The following is an 18,226-nucleotide window of genomic DNA, read 5'->3' as shown; positions in this document are numbered from 1 at the left end:
GGCCCCGCCCGCCCCCGCGCCGCCGTACTCGCCGTCGCCGCCGCCACCTTCTCGGTCGTCACCACCGAGATGCTGCCGGTCGGCCTCCTCACCTCGCTCGGCTCGGGCCTCGACGTCTCCGCCGGCACCGCTGGCCTCGCCGTCACCCTGCCCGGGCTGGTCGCGGCGCTCGGCGCGCTGCTGTTGCCCGTCGCCGTGCGGCGCGCGGACCGGCGGACGGTGCTGTGCGTGCTGCTGCTCCTGCTCGCCGGGGCCAACCTGCTCTCCGCGCTCGCTCCCGCCTTCGGCGTGCTGCTCGCCGCCCGCGTCCTGGTCGGCGTGTGCATCGGCGGGGTCTGGGCCGTCGCGGCGGGCCTGGCCGGGCGCCTCGTGCCGCCCGGGTCCGTGGGCCGCGCCACCGCGGTGATCTTCAGCGGGATCGCGGTGGCCTCGGTGCTCGGCGTCCCGGCGGGCACGTTCCTGGACGGGTTCGCGGGCTGGCGCTGGGCGTTCGCGGCGATGGCGGTGTTCGCCCTGGCCGTGGCGGGAGTCCTGGCCGTTGCCCTGCCCCCGTTGCCCGCCGAACGGACGGTCCGGCTCGGTGAGTTCCCGCGGCTGCTGCGTGCGCCCCGCGTGCGGTACGGACTGCTGGTCGTGCTGGCCCTGGTGACCGGGCACTTCGCCGCGTACACCTATGTCCGGCCGGTCCTGGAGCGCGTGCCCGGCACCGGCGCGGGCCTGGTGAGCGGACTGCTCCTCGGTTACGGCCTCGCGGGTGTCGCGGGTAACTTCGCGGGCGGTGCGCTCGCGGCCCGCGACCCCCGCCGGGCCCTGTCCGTGATCTGCGTCGCGCTCGGCAGCGTGGTCCTGCTGCTGGTGCCCGCCGGTGGATCGCTCGCCGCGTCGGCGGCGCTGCTCGCGGTCTGGGGCCTGGCGTACGGCGGTGTCTCGGTCTCCGCCCAGAACTGGCTGATGGCCGCCGCACCGGGGGCCCGTGAGGTGGCGTCGGCGCTGTTCGCCGGAGTGTTCAACGCGGCGATAGCGCTGGGCGCCTTCGTCGGCGGCCGGGTCACGGACGGGCAGGGGCTGTCCGGTGTGCTGTGGCTCGCCGGGGGACTGGCCTTCCTGGCGCTCGCGTTCCTCGCGCTGCCGGTCGTCCGGTACGCGGAGCGTGCGAAGGGGGCGGCCACCGCACGGTGACCGCCCCCTTCGCGGGCGAGCGACGGGCTCAACGCCCGCTCGGCTTCAGTTCGATGCCCGATCGGCTTCAGCTCAGCTCGGCTGCCACCAGCTCCGCGATCTGCACCGCGTTCAGGGCAGCGCCCTTGCGGAGGTTGTCGTTGGAGACGAACAGGGCCAGGCCGTTCTCCACCGTCTCGTCGGTGCGGATGCGGCCTACGAAGGACGGGTCCTGGCCGGCGGCCTGGAGGGGGGTCGGGATGTCGGAGAGGGCGACGCCCGGGGCGCCTGCCAGCAGCTCCGTCGCGCGCTCCACGCTCAGCGGGCGCGCGAAGCGGGCGTTGACCTGGAGGGAGTGGCCGGAGAAGACGGGGACCCGGACGCAGGTGCCGGAGACCTTCAGCCCAGGGATCTCGAGGATCTTGCGGGACTCGTTGCGGAGCTTCTGCTCCTCGTCCGTCTCGTTCAGGCCGTCGTCGACGATGTTGCCCGCGAGGGGGAGGACGTTGAAGGCGATGGGGCGCTTGTAGACCTGCGGCTCGGGGAAGTCGACCGCCGAACCGTCGTGGGTCAGCTTGTCCGCGTCGGCGACCACCTTCTGCGCCTGGCCGTGCAGCTCGGCGACGCCCGCGAGGCCCGAGCCGGACACCGCCTGGTACGTCGCGACGACCAGCGCCTCGAGGCCCGCCTCCTCGTGCAGCGGCATCAGTACCGGCATCGCGGCCATCGTCGTGCAGTTCGGGTTCGCGATGATCCCCTTGGGCCGGTTCACGATCGCGTGCGGGTTCACCTCGGACACCACCAGGGGTACGTCCGGGTCCTTGCGCCAGGCCGAGGAGTTGTCGATCACGACCGGGCCCTGCGCGGCGACCTTCTCGGCCAGCGCCCTGGAGGTCGCGCCGCCCGCGGAGAAGAGCACGATGTCCAGGCCGGAGTAGTCCGCCGTGGAAGCGTCTTCCACCGTCACACCGTCGACGACCGTCCCGGCCGAGCGGGCCGAGGCGAAAAGGCGCAGCTCGTCGACCGGGAAGTCCCGCTCCACGAGGATCCTGCGCATGACCGTGCCGACCTGACCGGTGGCTCCGACGATTCCTACCTTCACGGCGACTCTCCCTTTACCCGCTTTACCTGTGCATCACTGGCAGCGTTCCATCATGCGGCCGACCCCGGCCCGGCTGTCCAATCCTTTGTCCTCCTGCCCGAGGAGTGGGACGGTGTGCCCCCGCACAATGTGACGTCCGTCTCGGTCGAACGTTTTGGCCCGCACCGGCGTCGTAGAGGCAGGGCGAGGGGAGGGGTGGCTGTGCTGCGCAGAAAAGCCCGCCGCGTTCAGGGGGGCGTCGAGCCGGCCGGTCCGGTCGACGACCCGCTGGACGCGGCCCAGGAACGCCGGGTGCGTGCGGTGCTCGCGCTCGGCGGGGTGCCGCAGGCGGACCTGCCGGACGGGGTACAGCAGGTCCGGCTGCGGCTTCTGGAGCGGGCCGCGAGCGGGGCGGAGGCGCCGCGCGACGTGTCCGCGTGGGCGGCGGTCGTCGCGTCGAACCTGGCGATGGACTGGCACCGGGCCAGGCGCCGTCAGGAGCGGGTCGGGGAACGCCTCGCCTCGCTGCGCCAGCTGGAGCCCGTGGACGCCTCGGGTGACGACACGAAGGTGCTCTCGCTCGCCGTGGCCCAGGGCCTGGACGAGCTGCCGGACGCCCAGCGGCAGATCCTCGTCCTGCGCTTCTACGCCGACCTGCCGGTCCGCGGGATCGCCGAGGAGCTGGGCATCCCGGAGGGCACGGTCAAGAGCAGGCTGCACACGGCGGTCCGCGCGCTGCGCGCCCGCCTGCACGAGGACGAGGTGGTGTGACGTGGCTGACCATGAGGGCAATGCGCGAGCCGACGCGCTGCTGGCCGCGATCACCGACGAACCTCTGCCCCAAGAGGCCCTGGACGACCCGGAGTTCATGGCGGAGCACCGGTCGGCGGCGGCGGACGTGGCGGCGCTGCGCGAGCAGTTGCGGATCATGGGCGACACGCTGGCCACGGAGAGCGAGCAGCCCGAGCGGTCCGCTTCACCGGCACCCGCGCCACTCAAGGCGTCGAGGCCGCCGAAGCCACTCAAGGCCTCCAAGCCGCCGAAGCCGCTCAAGCCGTCGAGGCCGCGCCGGGCCCGGCGCTACGCGGGCGTGGCGCTGGGTGCCCTCGTGCTGGCCGCGGGGACGGCGATGCTCGGCGGACTCGTGTGGCTCGGTGCCAACAGTGGGAGCGACGACGCCGGGGGGAGCGATGACTCGGCCGCGCAGGCGCAGAGCGATGCCAAGGAGGGCTACTCGCCCGGGATGCACATCGCGTGCTCGAAGGTCCTCGTCGAAGGCACCGTGCGGAGCATCACACCGGGCGACGACGGGAACGTACGCGTCGTTCTGGACGTGAAGCGCTACTACCGGCCCGAGCGGTCCGTCACGGAGCACCCGACCATGACCGTCACGCTGCTCGCCGGCGCGCGCGAGGATCTGAAGGTCGGCACCTACACCCTGGTGCGGGTGCCGGTGTACCCGCAGGACCGGCAGGACTGGGAGACCGGCCCAGGTGTCGGCGACGCCCGCAAGGACATCCTGAAGGCGCTGCCCGGAGCACGGGGGCTGAAGTGCACGGGCCCGCAACAGCAGAGCGGGGGCTGACCGCGACGACGAAGGGCGGGCGCCCGGTGTCGCACACCGGACGCCCGCCCAGAATTCGTACCGAAGAGCTACGGCGTGACCTTCTCGATCAGCACGCTGCCCACACCCGCGGCCGTACCGCGCGCGTTCACGAGCCGCACCTGGCCGAAGAACTCCCGTCCCTCGGGCGCCGCGGCCGCCGCGACGACCGAGCCGGAGAACGTCGCCGAGTCGCCCGTACCGAGCGACACCTGCGTGTCGTCGGCCTCGATCGTGCCGAGTGAGGCCGCGAAGTACACGTCGCGGTAGTCGTACGCCGTCGAGCCGCCCGGCACCGAGTAGCCCAGGACCTGGACGGTGTACGTCCCGGCGTCGGGTGAGGCGACCGAGACCGACTCCTCCGAGTCGCCGTCGGCGGAGCTGCCGACCTCGTTGCCCTCCGCGTCGTACACGTACAGGTCGAGATCGGCGTTGGCGGCCGACACGTTGCCGATGGTCACGTCCAGCGACTCGGCGCCCTCGGGCACCTCGACCGTGCTGGTCTGCGGGGCACCCTCGGTGATGGTCGGCCGGTCGGTCTTCGAGGAGCCGAGCGGGCCGCCCGCCAGCTTGCCCTCGACCGGGTCGAGGTTATTCGTCACCTTCCAGGAGACGTCGGTCGGGGTGCCGACCTTGGCCTCGGGGATGGTCACGAGCTCCGGGTCGAAGGTCGCGCCCAAGGCGGAGACGTTCAGCTTGTACGGGTTGTCGAGCAGCGGCGACGTACGGCGCGACTCGACCTCGATCTCCCAGACGCCCGGCTGCGGATCGGCGTACGAGCGCAGGTCGGGGCGGCAGGTGTTGTCCGGGTTGGCGTAGTTCGGGTAGCAGTTGACCGTCGCCGTCGGGTCGACCGGAACGCCGTACGGGTGGATGGCGATGAAGCGGGTCTGGCTCTTGTCCTTCAGCCCGCTCATCCGGACCTCGAGGGTCTTGGCGCCCTCGGGGACGGTCACGAAGTACGACGTGGTGCTGTTGCGCTGCACCGAACCCGACGCGGAGAAGGAGTACTTCAGCGGGGCCGAGACCACGACCGTCGACATGACCTGGTGGTCGATGCCCTCGGTGCGCGGGTCGTCGACCTCGAGGATCGCGCTCTTGATCCCGGCAGAGGACGGCTTCGCGGAGACCTGCACCGTGACCGGCTTGTTCAGCGGCAGCGACACCTCGTCGGAGCCGACGATGCGGAACGTGTCGCCGCTGTTGTTCTCCAGGTCAAGCTCGTGCCGCAGCGCGCGGTCGGGCCCTGACGTACGGGTGATCGTGATGTCGTACGTCTTCTTCTGGCCGGCCTTGAGGCCGCTCTCGCGGTCGTAGAGGCCGGTGCCGAAGCCCGGGGTCTCCAGCGCGAAGTCGATCGCGGTGTCGACCGGGGCCTTGACCGTGTACGCGTGGGCGGTGGCGCCCTTCTGGATGGACTTCCACGCGTCGACGATGTCGATCACGCCCACGCCCTCGGCGTACGCCTGCGTGCCGCTGATGTGGTCGGCGGTGGAGGTCAGCGCGGTGCGCAGCTTCGCCGGGGTGAGGTCGACGCCCTTCTGCTTCGCGGCGGACAGCAGCAGCGCGGACGCGCCCGCAGCCTGCGGCGACGCCATCGACGTGCCCTGGAGCATGGCGTAGCCGGGCGGCAGCGCATAGCCCGCCTCGGCGACCGGGGCGCCGGGGATCCAGGTCTGCGTGGTGTTGATCGACGCGCCGGGCGCGGAGAGGGTGGGCGTGAAGCCGCCGTCCTCACGCGGGCCGCGTGAGGAGAAGGGCAGCATCGCGTACTTCTTCTCGACCAGGGACCCGTAGTTGGACGCCCACGTCTCCTTGGATATGGACGCGCCGACCGAGACGACCTTGTCGGCGAGGCCGGGGTCGCCGATGGTGTTGGCGCCGGGGCCCGAGTTGCCCGCGGAGATCACCAGCTGGACGCCGTAGGTGTCGATGAGGCGCGTGTAGAGCTCGGAGCGCGCGTTGTTGCCGTCGTTGAGCGCGGGCAGGCCGCCGATCGACATGTTGACGATGTCGACGCCGCGCTTCGTCACGAGGTCGATCATGCCCTCGGTGAGCGCGACGTTCGTGCATCCTGCGCCGAAGATGCAGGCGCGCGAGGAGACGATCTTGGCGCCAGGGGCCGCGCCGTTCATCTTGCCGCCGAACAGCTTGTTGGCGGCGGTGATGCCCGCGACGTGCGTGCCGTGCTCGGACTCGATGATGCCGATGTTGACGAAGTCGGACTTCTTGCCGACCCAGTCGCCGCCCAGCGGGTCCATCGGGACGTCCTTGCGGATCTCCACGACGAACGGCTGGCGCTCGACGACGGCGGTCGCCGGGTCGTCGGTGCCGAAGTAGCCGATCTGGAAACCGTCCTTGTACGGCTTCATGACGGCGTCGTCGGAGAAGTCGTTGTTGTCGTTCAGGTCGACGCGTGCGGTCCCGGCGGCGGCGTCGTACAGCACGCCCCAGCTGTCCGTCTTGTCGCCGTCGCGGTTGACGTCGCCGTTCGCGTCGCCGCCGGCGGTGGCGGACTCGCGGAAGCGGTTGACCTTGTACTCGCCCGCAGGGGCCGTCCAGGTCTCGCCGTCCCAGGTGAAGGTGGGGCCGGAGACTGGGTTGATCATCGCGCGCCAGGTTCCGTCGCCGTCCACGATCGGGTCGGTCGCGGTCACCCAGTCGACGATCTTGCGCTCGCCGGTGGTGGTCTTCTGCAGCGCCGGGTGGCCGAGGTCGACACCGGTGTCGAGGACGCCGATGGTGACGCCGCGGCCGTCCGCCTTCGGATTCTTCTTCACGAAGTCGACGGCGCCCGTCTCGAAGGACGGGTTGTACGGGTTCTTCGCCGGGGTGTTCTTGTCCGGCGCCGGGTAACTCTTCGCCGTGGCCTGGGTCTCGGCACCCTCGGCCCGGTCGGCGCCCGGCGTCGGGTCGTCGAGGGCGATCTCGTGGCGCAGGTCGATGCCGTGCACGGAGGAGAGCTTCGCGGCGGCGTCGACGGCGGCCTCGGCCCTGGCGGTCGGGACGGTGGCGCGGACGTAGCCGAGTTTGTCGTAGGTGCGGCCCACGGAGCCGCCCTTCACCGCGTCCAGTTGGCCGGCGACCTTCTCGGTCTGTCCGGGAGCGGTGGCGATCATCATCGTGACGTTCTTCTCGCCGTCGGCCTTGGCCTCGGCGAGAAGATCGGCGTCGGCCGAACCGAGCTTGTCGTCGGCGGACTTGACGGCCGCGTCGGTGGTCGCGGCGGGTTCGTCTGCGGAGAAGGCCATGGGTATCGGCCCGGCCGCGGAGAGTGCGGCCACAAGGCCCGCGGCCACGGCAATTCTGGCCACGTGTCTCGCGCCTCTGATCGGAGCGCGCTGACTGTCGGGGGTCATCGGCATCCCTTGTAGGTAAAGGACGAGCGTGAGTCCGGTATGTGAACCCGGATGACCGCTCAGCTTTACGCAAGGGACACCTGTTTGGGGAGAGTTGACAGGTACGCGCTGGAAAGCTGGCGTAATCCCGCCATACGCCATGGGGCTGATAGCGCGTCATAGGGGGACGTGTCCGCCCCTTTAGGGGCGCGGGGAACTGCGCGACCAGCCCCCACCGGCCCGCAGCTTTCGTACTGCCCTACCCACGGAGTGAACGCGCGTAATGGCGGGACGCCTTCGCCCGGTTGCCGCAAACCGCCATCGAACACCACCGCCGCGTCCCGTTCCGCGAGGTATCGAAGAAGTGCAGGACGCACGCCTCGTGCGCACAGGCACGGATGCGGTCGGGAGCCGTACTCAGCAACTCCATGTAGTTGCGCGCCGCGAGCCACGCGGGCCCCCAGGACTCGTCCCCGAACTCCGCACGCTCGCCCGGCCCTTCGGCAGTGAGCGTCGCCCGGATCCGGCCGTGCGCGAGGACGGAGTCGACCCGCCCGGCACTCTCCGCGTCCAGCGGGCCGTCGGCGACCGCCCGCAGGGCGTCCCGGGCCCGCAGTACATGGCGCAGCGTCGCCTCGTCGGCGGCGAAGCGGTCGAGCCCGTTCGCGGCCAGCCACACGGCGAGCCCGTCGGTGTCCACGAGCAGGTCCTGCGCTGCGCCCTCGTACATCCAGCGCGTGTTGAGCAGGTCGAGAGAGAGCGGCTCGCCGGTGAGCGGACGCGGATCGCGGAGGGCGGACATCTCGGAGCTCCATTCACTACTAACCGGCAAAGAGTACTTGACCGGTTGCATCGCGCGCACCTAACCGCTAATCTCCATTACACAGGTTAGCCCGCAGGGGGCGGGCAGCCGTCGACGAAGGGGTGTGCCATGTCGGCAACCAGCACGCTGCGTACCGGCCACATAGGCCTCAATGTCACGGACCTCGACCGCTCGCTCGCCTTCTACCGGGACGTCCTCGGCTTCGGCGTACTCGCCGAGGGGAAGGAGGAGGGCCGCCGGTTCGTGCTCTTCGGCGAGGACGGCCGCCCGACGCTGACACTGTGGGAACAGGCCAAGGGCGCGTACGACAGCGGTCGCGCCGGTCTTCACCACCTCGCCGTCGAGGCCGACACGGTCGAGCAGGTCCGGGAGTACGAGAGGGCGCTGCGCGCGTACGGCGTCGACTTCGCGCACGACGGTGTCGTCGCCCACGGTGAGGGCGCGGCCTCGGGCGGCATCTTCTTCCACGACCCGGACGGCACCCGCCTGGAGATCTACGCGCCGAGCGGCGCCGAGGAGGCTCCGGCACCCTCCGGGGCCGCTCCGACCTGCGGTTTCTTCTAGGGAGTGGGTTCCGTGGCTGCGTACGACCTGTCTGTGTACGACCCCTACCACTCCGGCTCGCGCGCCGTGCAGGACCGCCTCGGCGTGCGTGAGTCCGCCGATCATGTCGGCCGGTCCGTCGGCCAGGGCATCAGGCCGGTGGCCGCCGCTTTCCTGGAGCTTCAGCCGATGCTGGTGCTCGGCGCGGCCGACGGGGTCGGCCATGTATGGGCCTCGCTGCTCACCGGAACCCCCGGCTTCGTCAGGGCCACGGGACCCCGGCAGATCTCGGTCGCGGGCGCTCTCCGCGAGGGCGACCCCCTCGCGGACACGCTCACGGCCGGCGCCCCGGCCGGCATCCCGGTCGGCACCATCGCGCTCGACCCGCGCACTCGTCGCCGTATGCGCCTCAATGGACGGGCGCGCCCGACGCCGCGCGGATTCGCGGTCGAGGCCGACCAGGTGTTCTCCAACTGCCCCAAGTACCTGCAGAAGAGGGAGCGTTACGAGGAAGTGGAGCGCCGGCCCTCCTCGGACGCCGTCCGGAGCGGTGCTCAACTCACCGACGAGCAGCGGACGTTCATCGAAACAGCCGACACCTTCTTCCTCGCCACCGTCCACGACCAGGGCGCCGACGCCAGCCATCGCGGCGGCAACCCCGGCTTCGTACGGACCGATTCGCCGTACGAACTGAGCTGGCCGGACTACTCCGGCAACTCCATGTTCCTCACGCTCGGCAACCTCATGGCCGACCCGCGTGCCGGACTGCTCTTCCTCGACTGGACCACCGGCACCACGCTCCAGCTCACCGGCACGGCCCGCACCGAGTTCGCCCCGGACGAGGCCCCTGACGGGGAGCGGACGGTCCGCTTCACCGTCACCGAAGTCGTCGAAACGCCCGGAGCGAGCCCACTGCGCTGGTCGGCGCCCGAGTACTCACCGGCCAACCCTCCGCTGCCGTAACGTCGGTGCATGCACAAGGAGTTGAGGGTGGCGGCCTACGCCGTATGCGTGCGGGACGGGCGGATGCTGCTCGCGCGCTGGGTGGCGGGGGACGGTAGCAAGCGGTGGACGCTGCCCGGCGGCGGGATGGATCACGGTGAGGACCCGTACGACACCGTGATCCGGGAGGTCGAGGAGGAGACCGGGTACGAGGTCGAGCTCGTCGCGCTGCTCGGCGTCGACTCCATCCGGCGCGAGTATCCGCGCCGGCTCGGCACGACGGCCGACTTCCACGGACTGCGGATCGTGTACGAGGCCCGCGTCGCCGGAGGCGAACTCCGGCACGAGACCGGCGGCTCCACCGACATGGCGGCCTGGCATCCCCTCGATGAGGTGCCCGATCTGAAGCGGGTCGGGCTCGTCGACGTGGGGCTCGCGCTGTGGCGGGAGCGGCCGGCGGCCGGGCGGGTGGACGGTCTGCCGATTCCCGAGAAATAGGTTCCGTACCCAGGAAAGTGAACGTGGAGTGACCGACTCCCCTCGGTTCGACGAGGGGTCGGTGGACGCGGAGGGTAGCCCAAGATCCACGTACGGTGATCGGCGCTGCCCGTTGCCGCTCAGTTAACGCGCAGGTCATTCCCGGTGTCAACGATCCATTGTGAGCGGGCAGTTCGCCTCGGTGAACCGTCCGCGACCACTGCTGATGCGTTTGGACTCGGGGAGACCGCGCCATGTCGCGCCTACGCTCTGTCGCCACCACTGTTCGTGACCGCCGCGCCTTCCTGGCCGCAACCGGGGCGGTGTCGCTCTCCGCGGGAATCGGCTTCGCGCTCCGGCCGGGCGGCGGCGAGGCCACCGCCTCCGCCGCCGAAGAGGAGCAGGCGGCCATCGCCATGTCCCGCCAGGCGCCTCCCGCCCCGCTCGCGCCGTACACGCGCGGCACCACCCTCGGGTCGGTCGCGGCGCCCCTGAACGGCTCCGGCTTCCGCAGACTCGGCGACGGCCCCGCCTGGCAGCGCGTCGTCCGCGGTGACCTGGCCGCGGCCAAGGCGGGCCGCGGCGAGCGCCGTACCGCACTCGCCGCGTTCGTGCAGTTCACCGACCTGCACGTGGTCGACGTGCAGCACCCGCTGCGGTACGAGTATCTGCGCTCCCAGGCCGCCAACGCCTGGCGTCCACAGGAGTCGCTCTCGGTGGCCGGCGCGGTCTCGCTCGTCGAGCGGGTCAACGCGCTGCGGGGAGCCCCCGTCACCGGCTCCCCGCTGCACTTCGTGATGACCACCGGCGACAACACCGACAACAACGCCAAGACGGAGCTGGACTGGTTCCTTAAGGTGATGAGCGGCGGCCGTATCACCCCCAACTCCGGTGACCCGAAGTCCTACGAGGGTGTTCAGAACAGCGGCAGCAAGCTGTATTGGCAGCCCGACGCGGACGTCCGCGACGGCGACAAGCAGGTCGGCTTCCCGCAGATCGAGGGCTTCCTCGCCGCCGCCATCCGCGAGCTGCAGAGCCCCGGCCTCAACCTGCCCTGGTACTCCACGGTGGGCAACCACGATTCCCTGCCCGGCGGCTGCTTCGCGCCCGGCGACCCCTACCTCACCGAGCTGGCCGTCGGCGGCAAAAAGCTGATGACGCTGGACGAGACGGTGGGCGCCACCGTCTGGAAGAACCTCAGGAAGGGCGGCGACCCCAAGGGCACGCTCCTCAAGGACATGCTCAAGTCGCAGGCGCGGAAGATGCGTTCGGTCACCCCGGACGAGGGGCGTGTCCCCTTCACCTCCGCCGAGTACCTTCAGGCGCACCTCGACCCGGCGCACACGGGACCCGGCCCCATCGGACACGGCTACTCACAGGCGAACCTCGCCGCGAAGACCCAGTACTACACCTTCCGCATCGCGGACGACCTGCTCGGCGTCAGCCTCGACAGCACCGACCCCGGCGGCCACTACGAGGGCTCGCTCGGCACGACCCAACTGCGCTGGCTGGAGCGCACGTTGCAGACGGCCGAGAAGAACAAGGAACACGTCATCGTCTTCAGTCACCACACCAGCAAGACGATGCGCAACCTCCGCGAGGACCCGAACCACCCCGGCGAGCGCCGCCACGGCGGCGACGAGGTACTCGCCCTCCTCGGCAGCTACCGCTCCACCCTGGCCTGGGTGAACGGCCACAGCCACAAGAACAACATCACCCCGCACGCGGCCCCCGACAACCGCTCCCTCTGGGAGATCTCCACGGCCTCCCACGTCGACTTCCCCCAACTCGCCCGTGTCATCGAGGTGGTGGACAACCACGACGGCACGATCTCCCTCTTCACCACCCTCATCGAATCCGCGGCCCCCCACCGCACGGACTTCACCGACCTCTCCCAGACGGGCCTGGCCGCCCTCTACCGCGAACTGTCCTTCAACGCCCCCGGCTCCCGCTCGACCCTCTCGGGCGATCCGGGGGACCGGAACACGGAACTCGTCCTGAAAAAGGGCTAGTTCCTCGGCAGGGCTCAAAAGTGCCCAAGAGGCACAAGGGAGGGCAACCTTCCGCCCCGTCACGGTGTCCCTTCCGTCGACCACCTTCGACGGAAGGGACGTACCGACACATGACCGCATCTCGCACGCTGCGTATCGGACTGGTGGGGGCTGTCGCGCTCACCGCGGCGTCGCTCACCGCATCCGCCGTGGCCGCCCCCACCCCGGCCACCAGAGACCACAGTGCGACCCAGGCAGCGATGGACGCCGCCGTGCAGGACGGGGTTCCCGGTGTTGCCGCACAGGTGAAGGACAAGTACGGGGTCTGGAAGGCCACTTCGGGCGTCGGGAACCTCAGGACGGGGCAGGCGCGTTCCGCGCACGACCGGTATCGCGTCGGCAGCCTCACCAAGACCTTCGTGTCCACGGTGCTGCTGCAGCTGGAGGCGAAGGGGAGACTCTCGCTCGACGACAAGGTCGACAAGTGGCTGCCCGGCGTCGTCCGCGGGAACGGTCACGACGGCAGGCGCATCACCCTCCGCCAGCTCCTCAACCACACGAGCGGCATCTTCGACTACCTGGCGGCCGAGGAGTTCGGCCGGAAGTACGGCACCAAGGACGGCTTCTTCAAGAACCGCTACGACACGGCGACCCTCGGGCAACTCGTGAAGTACGCCATGGCCCACAAGCCGCAGTCCGCGCCCGGCGCGTCCTGGAACTACTCGAACACCAACTACTCCCTGGCGGCGATGGTGATCGAGAGCGCCACCGGCAACTCGTACGGAGACGAGATACGCCACCGCATCATCGAACCGCTGGGCCTGCACGCCACCTCCGTGCCCGGTACGTACCCGAAGGTGCCGCAGCCCAGCAGCCGGGCGTACTCGAAGTTCGCCGAGTCCACGACCGGCCCGACGTATGACGTCACGGAACTCAATCCCACGCTCTCCGGCGGCTCGGGCGACATGATCTCCGACTCCGGCGACCTGAACCGTTTCTACTCGGCCCTGCTGCGCGGCAAGCTGCTGCCCAAGGCCCAGCTCACCGCGATGAAGACGACCGTCAAGGTCGACGAGGTCCCCGGTGCCGGCTACGGCCTCGGCCTCATCGAACGCAAGCTGAGCTGCGGCGTCACGGTCTGGGGCCACGGCGGCCAAACCATGGGTTCGCTCACGGATGCGGTCACGACGGCGGACGGCCGCCACTCCCTCGCCTTCAACTTCAACGGCGACTGGACGGGGGACTCGGCCGCGGTGATCGAGGCGGAGTACTGCGGCGGGTAGCGCGTCCGCGGGGGTGTCGAGAACCGGCGGCCGGCTCCGACGTACCGGGTGAGGGCCGGGGCCGAGGGCTCCGGCCGGAGAGTCGGTAGCCGATCAGGACGGAGTTCGATCATGTTGCTCGAGGAGAAAGTCGCCGTGGTGTACGGGGCCGGCGGTTCCATCGGCGGGGCGGCGGCCCGCGCCTTCGCTCGCGAGGGGGCGCGGGTCTTCCTCGCCGGGCGTACCGCGGCACCGCTGGAGGCGGTCGCCGGGGACATCCGCGGCGCGGGCGGCTCGGCGGAGACAGCCGTGGTCGACGCGCTGGACGAGGCGGCGGTGGACGCCTTCGTCGACGACGCCGCCGCGCGGGCCGGCCGCATCGACGTCTCGTTCAACGCCATCGGCCTCGGGGATGTCCAGCAGCCGCTGAGGGAGATCGCGGTGGCGGACTTCCTGCAGCCCATCACGAACGCGATGCGCTCGCAGTTCCTGACGACCCGCGCGGCGGCCCGGCACATGACCGCCCGCGGCTCAGGGGTGATCCTGGCCTTCGGCGGCGGCGGACCGCAGACGCTGCCCGGCCTCGGCGGTTTCAAGGCCGCCCTGGACGCACTCGAGGGGCTGCGCCGCCAGTGGGCCATCGAACTGGGCCCGCACGGCATCCGCGTGGTCACCCTCAAGTCGGGCGGCGTACCGGAGTCCATCCCCGACGGGTTCCCGGGCAAGGAGGCGATCACCGACAGCCTGGCCAAGGAGACCCAGCTCGGCCGCAGCGCGACCCTCGCGGACGTGGGCGACGTGGCCGCCTTCATCGCCTCCGACCGAGCCCGCACACTGACCGCGACGGACGTGAACATCTCCTGCGGAGCCATCGTGGACTGAGCCGGCTGGCGTCGTCTGTGCGTACGAGGAGGGGGCCGCCAGTTGTCCGGCGGCCCCCTCCTCTCCCCTCCTGCTGTCCCGGTCCTTCGCTACCGGGGCAGCACCACGACGTACGCCGCAGGATCGCTGTCGCACGCGGCCATGAGGGCGGTGCGTACGACGGCGGCCTGCTGCTCCATCGCGTCGCGCAGCTTCCGCGGGGTGACGTGGACGACGGTGATGCCGAGCCGTTCCAGGTGTTCGCGCTTGCGGGCGTACTCCGACCACTGGGAGTCGTCGTCCTGATGGCCTTGGCGGGGGGCGCGGGTGTCCAGTTCGAGGGCCACGGCCTGCTCGGGCCAGTAGGCGTCGAGGCCGCCGAGGTGGGGGCCGCCGGGCAGGCGCAGGTCGACGTTCCAGACCGGGTCGGGCAGACCGTGTTCGCGGACCATGCGGTACAGGTGGTCCTCGGCGATGGCCCGCCCCTCGGCGAGCAGGGAGTCGACGGCGTCCACGACGTGCGGTCGGCTCAGCAGCCGGGCCTGCGTCAACTCCCGTACGACGGAGGCAGGTTCGCAGTGACCGCCGCGTACGGCCTCGGTGAGCAGGCGGCGTACGGAGCCCGCGTCCGAGAGACCGGCGACCGCGTCGGCCAGGGCACGGGGGACCGGGGCCACCGGGAGCCCGGTGACCTGCTCGGGCGTCGGCAGCGCGGGGGTGCGGACCACGCGTGCGCAGCCCGTCGAGCGCAGACGGCGCAGGCGTGGTACGAGGACGTCGATGCGGTCCAGGGACAGCAGCGGGGGCGCGGACGAGAAGCCGTACAGGGTGAGGGCGGCGAGGCCGGTGATCATCGCGTCGGGGTATCGCTGCGGGGGGTTCGGTTCCTGGGCGGCGGGCGTGGCCTGGGTCGGCTGGGCCGGGATCTCCTGTCCGCGGAGGCCCTGTTCCCGGAGCGGTGAGCGGGCCGCGTACATCAGGACCGCGTGCAGCCGTTCCTCGCTGGTGGGTGGGCCGGGGTGCAGCAGGCAGACGCCCGGCAGGATCTGCTGCCAGGCCCCACCGGGCCGGCACTGCTCATTGATCTCGGCGGTGGTCACGCCGTGCGACCGCAACTGCGCGATGGTCAGCACGCGCCGCTGGACGTCGGACAGGTGACGGAGGGGGCGGGGGGAGAGCGGGGTGTTGTGGTTCATGCCCCGAATCTCCCGCACCCGCTCGGCCCCCTAACCGCTGTTACATTCCCGTCGACAAAGCCGGACAAGCTCGCCCTAAAGGTCAAGCGTTCGACAGCCGAAACCCCTGGTCCGTACGGGTTACGGCGCCGATTACCTGCATTCCGTAACGGTTATGCCCGGCAACTGTTGTTGACGGCGCCAGATCACGCTGGGGCCCAGTGAGGCGCGCCCCTTTAGGGGCGCGGGGAACTGCGCGACCAGCCACACTCAACCCGCAGTCGCAATACCGCAGTACACACCCGCCCCTGAGGCGAACCGCCTACCCGGCAGCAGCCAAGTCGCAAGCCTGCCCACGCAACACCCGCGCCAAATCGTCCCGCGCCTCCAGCACAAGCCTCCGCAAAGAGGGAGCCGCGCTCTCATGCGCGGAGAGCCACGCATCGGTGGCGTCCAGCGTCGCCTGCGAGTCCTGCAACGACGGGAACAGCCCCTTGACCACATCCATCGCGATCTGAATGGACCGCTCCTCCCACACCCGCTCGATCACCTCGAAGTACTTGGCGACGTACGCGGCGCCAAGGCTCCGCTGCGACGGCTGGGCGAAGCCCGCGATCGTCGCCTCGACGAGCGCGTTGGACAGGGTGTCGGACTCCACGACCGAGGCCCACGCCTGGGCCTTGACCGCGGCGGAGGGCCGGGCGGCGAGGCAGCGGACCTGGTGCCGTTTGCCCGACGCCGTGTCGTCGCGGGCCAGTTCGGCCGCGAGCATGACCTCGTCGGCGACGCCGTGCGAGGCGAGCGGCTCCAGGAACGCCCACCGCAGCTCCTGGTCCACATCCAGTCCGTCGACCTTGGCCGTGCCCTCCAGCAGGTCCCGCACCAGCTGAAGATCGGTCTCGCTCGACGCGACCGCCGCGAAGAAGCGTGCCCACGTCAGCTGGTGCTGGCTGCCGGGCTCGGCCAGCCGCAGCTCCCGCAGCGCACCCTCGGCGAGCAACTGCCCGCCCGTGTCCCGCCAGTCGGGCGCCACGTAGTGCGTGAGCGCGGAGTTCGCCCACGCGTGCAGCATCTGGAGCACGCCGATGTCGGACTCGCGGCCCGCGAAACGCAGGACGAGGTCGATGAAGTCCCGCGCCGGCATCAGGGCGTCCCGCGTGAGGTTCCACAGCGCCGACCAGCACAGGGCCCGGGCCAGCGGGTCGGTGATCTCGCCGAGCCGCTCCCGAAGCGTCGCCAGCGAGCTGTCGTCGAAACGGATTTTGCAGTACGTCAGGTCGTCGTCGTTGACCAGCACCAGCTCGGGGGCGTCGGCTCCGGCCAGCTCGGCCACGACCGTACGCGGGCCGTCGACGTCCACCTCCGCGCGCGCGTACCGCTCCAGGGCGCCTTCGGACGACCGCCGGTACAGGCCCACTGCCACCCGGTGCGGCCGCAGTTCAGGATGCGACTCGGCGGCCTCTTGCAGGATCGCGAGCTCGTCGATCCGCCCCTCGGAACTCAACAGCACCTGCGGAGTGAGGGAGTTGACGCCGGCGGTCTGCAGCCACGCCCGCGACCACGCCCCCATGTCACGCCCGCTCGTCTCCTCCAGGACCGAGAGGAGATCGCCGAGGCGCGTGTTGCCGTACGCGTTCCGCTTGAAGTAGCGGCGCGCGCCCTCCAGGAACGCGTCCCGCCCGACGTACGCCACCAACTGCTTGAGGACGGAAGCCCCCTTGGCGTACGTGATCCCGTCGAAGTTCAGCTTGGCGTCCTCCAGGTCACGGATGTCGGCCGTGATCGGGTGCGTGGAGGGCAGCTGGTCGGCGCGGTACGCCCAGGCCTTGCGGTTGTTGGCGAAGGTGACCCAGGCGTTGGTGAACCGGGTCGCCTCGGCCGCCGAGAAGGTCCCCATGAAGTCCGCGAAGGACTCCTTGAGCCACAGGTCGTCCCACCACTCCATGGTGACGAGGTCGCCGAACCACATGTGCGCCATCTCGTGCAGGATGACGTTCGTCCGCCGCTCGTACGACGCCTGCGTCACCTTGCCGCGGAAGATGAACTCCTCGCGGAAGGTCACACAGCCCGGGTTCTCCATCGCGCCGAGGTTGTACTCCGGCACGAACGCCTGGTCGTACTTCCCGAAGGGGTACGGGTAGTCGAAGTGGTCGTGGAAGAAGTCAAGACCCTGCTTGGTCACCAGGAACACGTCGTCGGCGTCGAAGTGCCTGGCGAGACCCTTGCGGCACAGCGCGCCGAGGGGGATCTCCAGCGTCGTACCGTCCTCGAAGGTGCGGGAGTAGCGGTCTGTCACGTAGTGGTACGGGCCCGCGACGATCGCCGTGATGTACGTCGAGATGGGCCTGGTCTCGGCGAACTGCCATACCCCGTCGTGCAGTTCACCCACGCCGTTGCTCCACGCGACCCAGCCCTCGGGAGCCCTGACCTCGAACCGGAAGGGGGCCTTCAGGTCCGGCTGCTCGAAGTTCGCGAAGACGCGGCGGGAGTCGGCCGGTTCGTACTGCGTGTAGAGGTAGACCTCGCCGTCCTCGGGGTCGACGAAGCGGTGCAGGCCCTCGCCGGTGCGGCTGTAGGCGCACTGGGCGTCGACCACGAGTTCGTTGTCGTCGCCGAGGTCCTCCAGGAGGATGCGGGAGCCGTCGAAGACGGCGCCCGGGTCGAGGTCCTTGCCGTTGAGGGAGACGGCGGTGACGCTCGGCGCGATCAGGTCCGCGAAGCTCGTGGCGCCCGGCTCGGCGCAGCGGAAGCGGATCGTCGTCACGGAACGGAACGTCCGCGGCCCGGCAACCGTGTCGCCCACGGCGGAGCGCAGGTCGAGCGACACCTCGTACCCGTCGACGGACAGCAGCGCGGCCCGCTCGCGGGCCTCGTCGCGGGACAGATTCTCACCGGGCACGGGCGGTACTCCCTCGTGACTGCATGACGGGCGGCATGACTCCTTCGAACTGCACTGATCCTCGCATGTGGCA

At 70.6% G+C, this 18,226-nt stretch carries 14 protein-coding genes; 9 read left to right on the top strand and 5 right to left on the bottom strand.

All coding sequences use genetic code 11. The features are described from left to right. A partial coding sequence (locus tag G5C60_RS32015; RefSeq protein WP_241267224.1) for an MFS transporter occupies window positions 1–1,179 on the top strand: 1,179 nt, incomplete at its 5' end. Window positions 1,180–1,246: 67 nt separating this feature from the next. On the opposite strand, the gene G5C60_RS32010 is transcribed toward G5C60_RS32015, so the two are convergent. Beyond that, entirely contained in the window at window positions 1,247–2,260 is a 1,014-nt protein-coding gene (locus G5C60_RS32010; protein ID WP_165264505.1) for an aspartate-semialdehyde dehydrogenase, read from the bottom strand. Between the two features lie 195 nt (window positions 2,261–2,455). Here G5C60_RS32010 and G5C60_RS32005 point away from each other — a divergent pair, with 195 nt between their 5' ends. Beyond that, window positions 2,456–3,010, top strand: a complete 555-nt coding sequence (locus tag G5C60_RS32005; RefSeq protein ID WP_338145992.1) for a sigma-70 family RNA polymerase sigma factor — start codon at window positions 2,456–2,458, stop codon at window positions 3,008–3,010. Between the two features lies 1 nt (window position 3,011). Next, window positions 3,012–3,824, top strand: a complete 813-nt coding sequence (locus G5C60_RS32000) for an MlaD family protein (protein ID WP_165264503.1) — start codon at window positions 3,012–3,014, stop codon at window positions 3,822–3,824. A gap of 68 nt (window positions 3,825–3,892) precedes the next feature. Here the strand turns inward: G5C60_RS32000 and G5C60_RS31995 are convergent, their stop codons facing one another. After that, entirely contained in the window at window positions 3,893–7,201 is a 3,309-nt protein-coding gene (locus G5C60_RS31995; RefSeq protein ID WP_165264502.1) for a S8 family serine peptidase, read from the bottom strand. 238 nt (window positions 7,202–7,439) lie between these two features. Next, a complete protein-coding gene (locus tag G5C60_RS31990) occupies window positions 7,440–7,982 on the bottom strand; it encodes a CGNR zinc finger domain-containing protein (RefSeq protein WP_165264501.1) in 543 nt (180 codons plus the stop codon). 129 nt (window positions 7,983–8,111) lie between these two features. On the opposite strand from G5C60_RS31990, the gene G5C60_RS31985 reads away from it, so the two are divergent. The 6 genes from G5C60_RS31985 (at window position 8,112) to G5C60_RS31960 (ending at window position 14,100) form a co-directional block, all read left to right on the top strand. After that, complete coding sequence (locus G5C60_RS31985; protein WP_165264500.1) at window positions 8,112–8,567, top strand: VOC family protein; 456 nt, start codon at window positions 8,112–8,114, stop codon at window positions 8,565–8,567. Between the two features lie 12 nt (window positions 8,568–8,579). After that, a complete protein-coding gene (locus tag G5C60_RS31980) occupies window positions 8,580–9,509 on the top strand; it encodes a pyridoxamine 5'-phosphate oxidase family protein (protein WP_338145991.1) in 930 nt (309 codons plus the stop codon). Between the two features lie 9 nt (window positions 9,510–9,518). Continuing rightward, a complete protein-coding gene (locus G5C60_RS31975) occupies window positions 9,519–9,986 on the top strand; it encodes an NUDIX hydrolase (RefSeq protein ID WP_165264499.1) in 468 nt (155 codons plus the stop codon). 233 nt (window positions 9,987–10,219) lie between these two features. Continuing rightward, window positions 10,220–11,977, top strand: coding sequence for a TIGR03767 family metallophosphoesterase (locus G5C60_RS31970; RefSeq protein ID WP_165264498.1), 1,758 nt, complete (start codon window positions 10,220–10,222; stop codon window positions 11,975–11,977). A gap of 110 nt (window positions 11,978–12,087) precedes the next feature. Continuing rightward, on the top strand, window positions 12,088–13,239 hold the full coding sequence (locus G5C60_RS31965; protein WP_206440251.1) for a serine hydrolase domain-containing protein: 1,152 nt from the start codon (window positions 12,088–12,090) through the stop codon (window positions 13,237–13,239). A 111-nt stretch (window positions 13,240–13,350) separates the two neighbouring features. Beyond that, complete coding sequence (locus G5C60_RS31960) at window positions 13,351–14,100, top strand: SDR family NAD(P)-dependent oxidoreductase (protein ID WP_165264497.1); 750 nt, start codon at window positions 13,351–13,353, stop codon at window positions 14,098–14,100. 89 nt (window positions 14,101–14,189) lie between these two features. On the opposite strand, the gene G5C60_RS31955 is transcribed toward G5C60_RS31960, so the two are convergent. Together G5C60_RS31955 and pepN are read right to left on the bottom strand one after the other, a co-directional pair. After that, on the bottom strand, window positions 14,190–15,275 hold the full coding sequence (locus tag G5C60_RS31955) for a hypothetical protein (protein WP_165264496.1): 1,086 nt from the start codon (window positions 15,273–15,275) through the stop codon (window positions 14,190–14,192). 301 nt (window positions 15,276–15,576) lie between these two features. Continuing rightward, complete coding sequence (gene pepN, locus G5C60_RS31950; RefSeq protein ID WP_165264495.1) at window positions 15,577–18,153, bottom strand: aminopeptidase N; 2,577 nt, start codon at window positions 18,151–18,153, stop codon at window positions 15,577–15,579. Between the last annotated feature and the right edge of the window lie 73 nt (window positions 18,154–18,226).

This window comes from Streptomyces scabichelini, from assembly GCF_011045015.1.
GTDB lineage: Bacteria > Actinomycetota > Actinomycetes > Streptomycetales > Streptomycetaceae > Streptomyces > Streptomyces scabichelini.
This window is presented reverse-complemented; position numbering and strand designations above follow the sequence as displayed.

Bases quoted from the DNA above. Each gene is read 5' to 3' on its own strand.
- G5C60_RS31960 (WP_165264497.1), top strand. From the start codon at position 13,351: ATGTTGCTCGAGGAGAAAGTCGCCGTGGTGTACGGGGCCGGCGGTTCC.
- G5C60_RS31985 (WP_165264500.1), top strand. From the start codon at position 8,112: ATGTCGGCAACCAGCACGCTGCGTACCGGCCACATAGGCCTCAATGTC.
- G5C60_RS31965 (WP_206440251.1), top strand. From the start codon at position 12,088: ATGACCGCATCTCGCACGCTGCGTATCGGACTGGTGGGGGCTGTCGCG.
- G5C60_RS31995 (WP_165264502.1), bottom strand. From the start codon at position 7,201: ATGACCCCCGACAGTCAGCGCGCTCCGATCAGAGGCGCGAGACACGTG.
- G5C60_RS31955 (WP_165264496.1), bottom strand. From the start codon at position 15,275: ATGAACCACAACACCCCGCTCTCCCCCCGCCCCCTCCGTCACCTGTCC.
- G5C60_RS31975 (WP_165264499.1), top strand. From the start codon at position 9,519: ATGCACAAGGAGTTGAGGGTGGCGGCCTACGCCGTATGCGTGCGGGAC.
- G5C60_RS31990 (WP_165264501.1), bottom strand. From the start codon at position 7,982: ATGTCCGCCCTCCGCGATCCGCGTCCGCTCACCGGCGAGCCGCTCTCT.
- G5C60_RS31970 (WP_165264498.1), top strand. From the start codon at position 10,220: ATGTCGCGCCTACGCTCTGTCGCCACCACTGTTCGTGACCGCCGCGCC.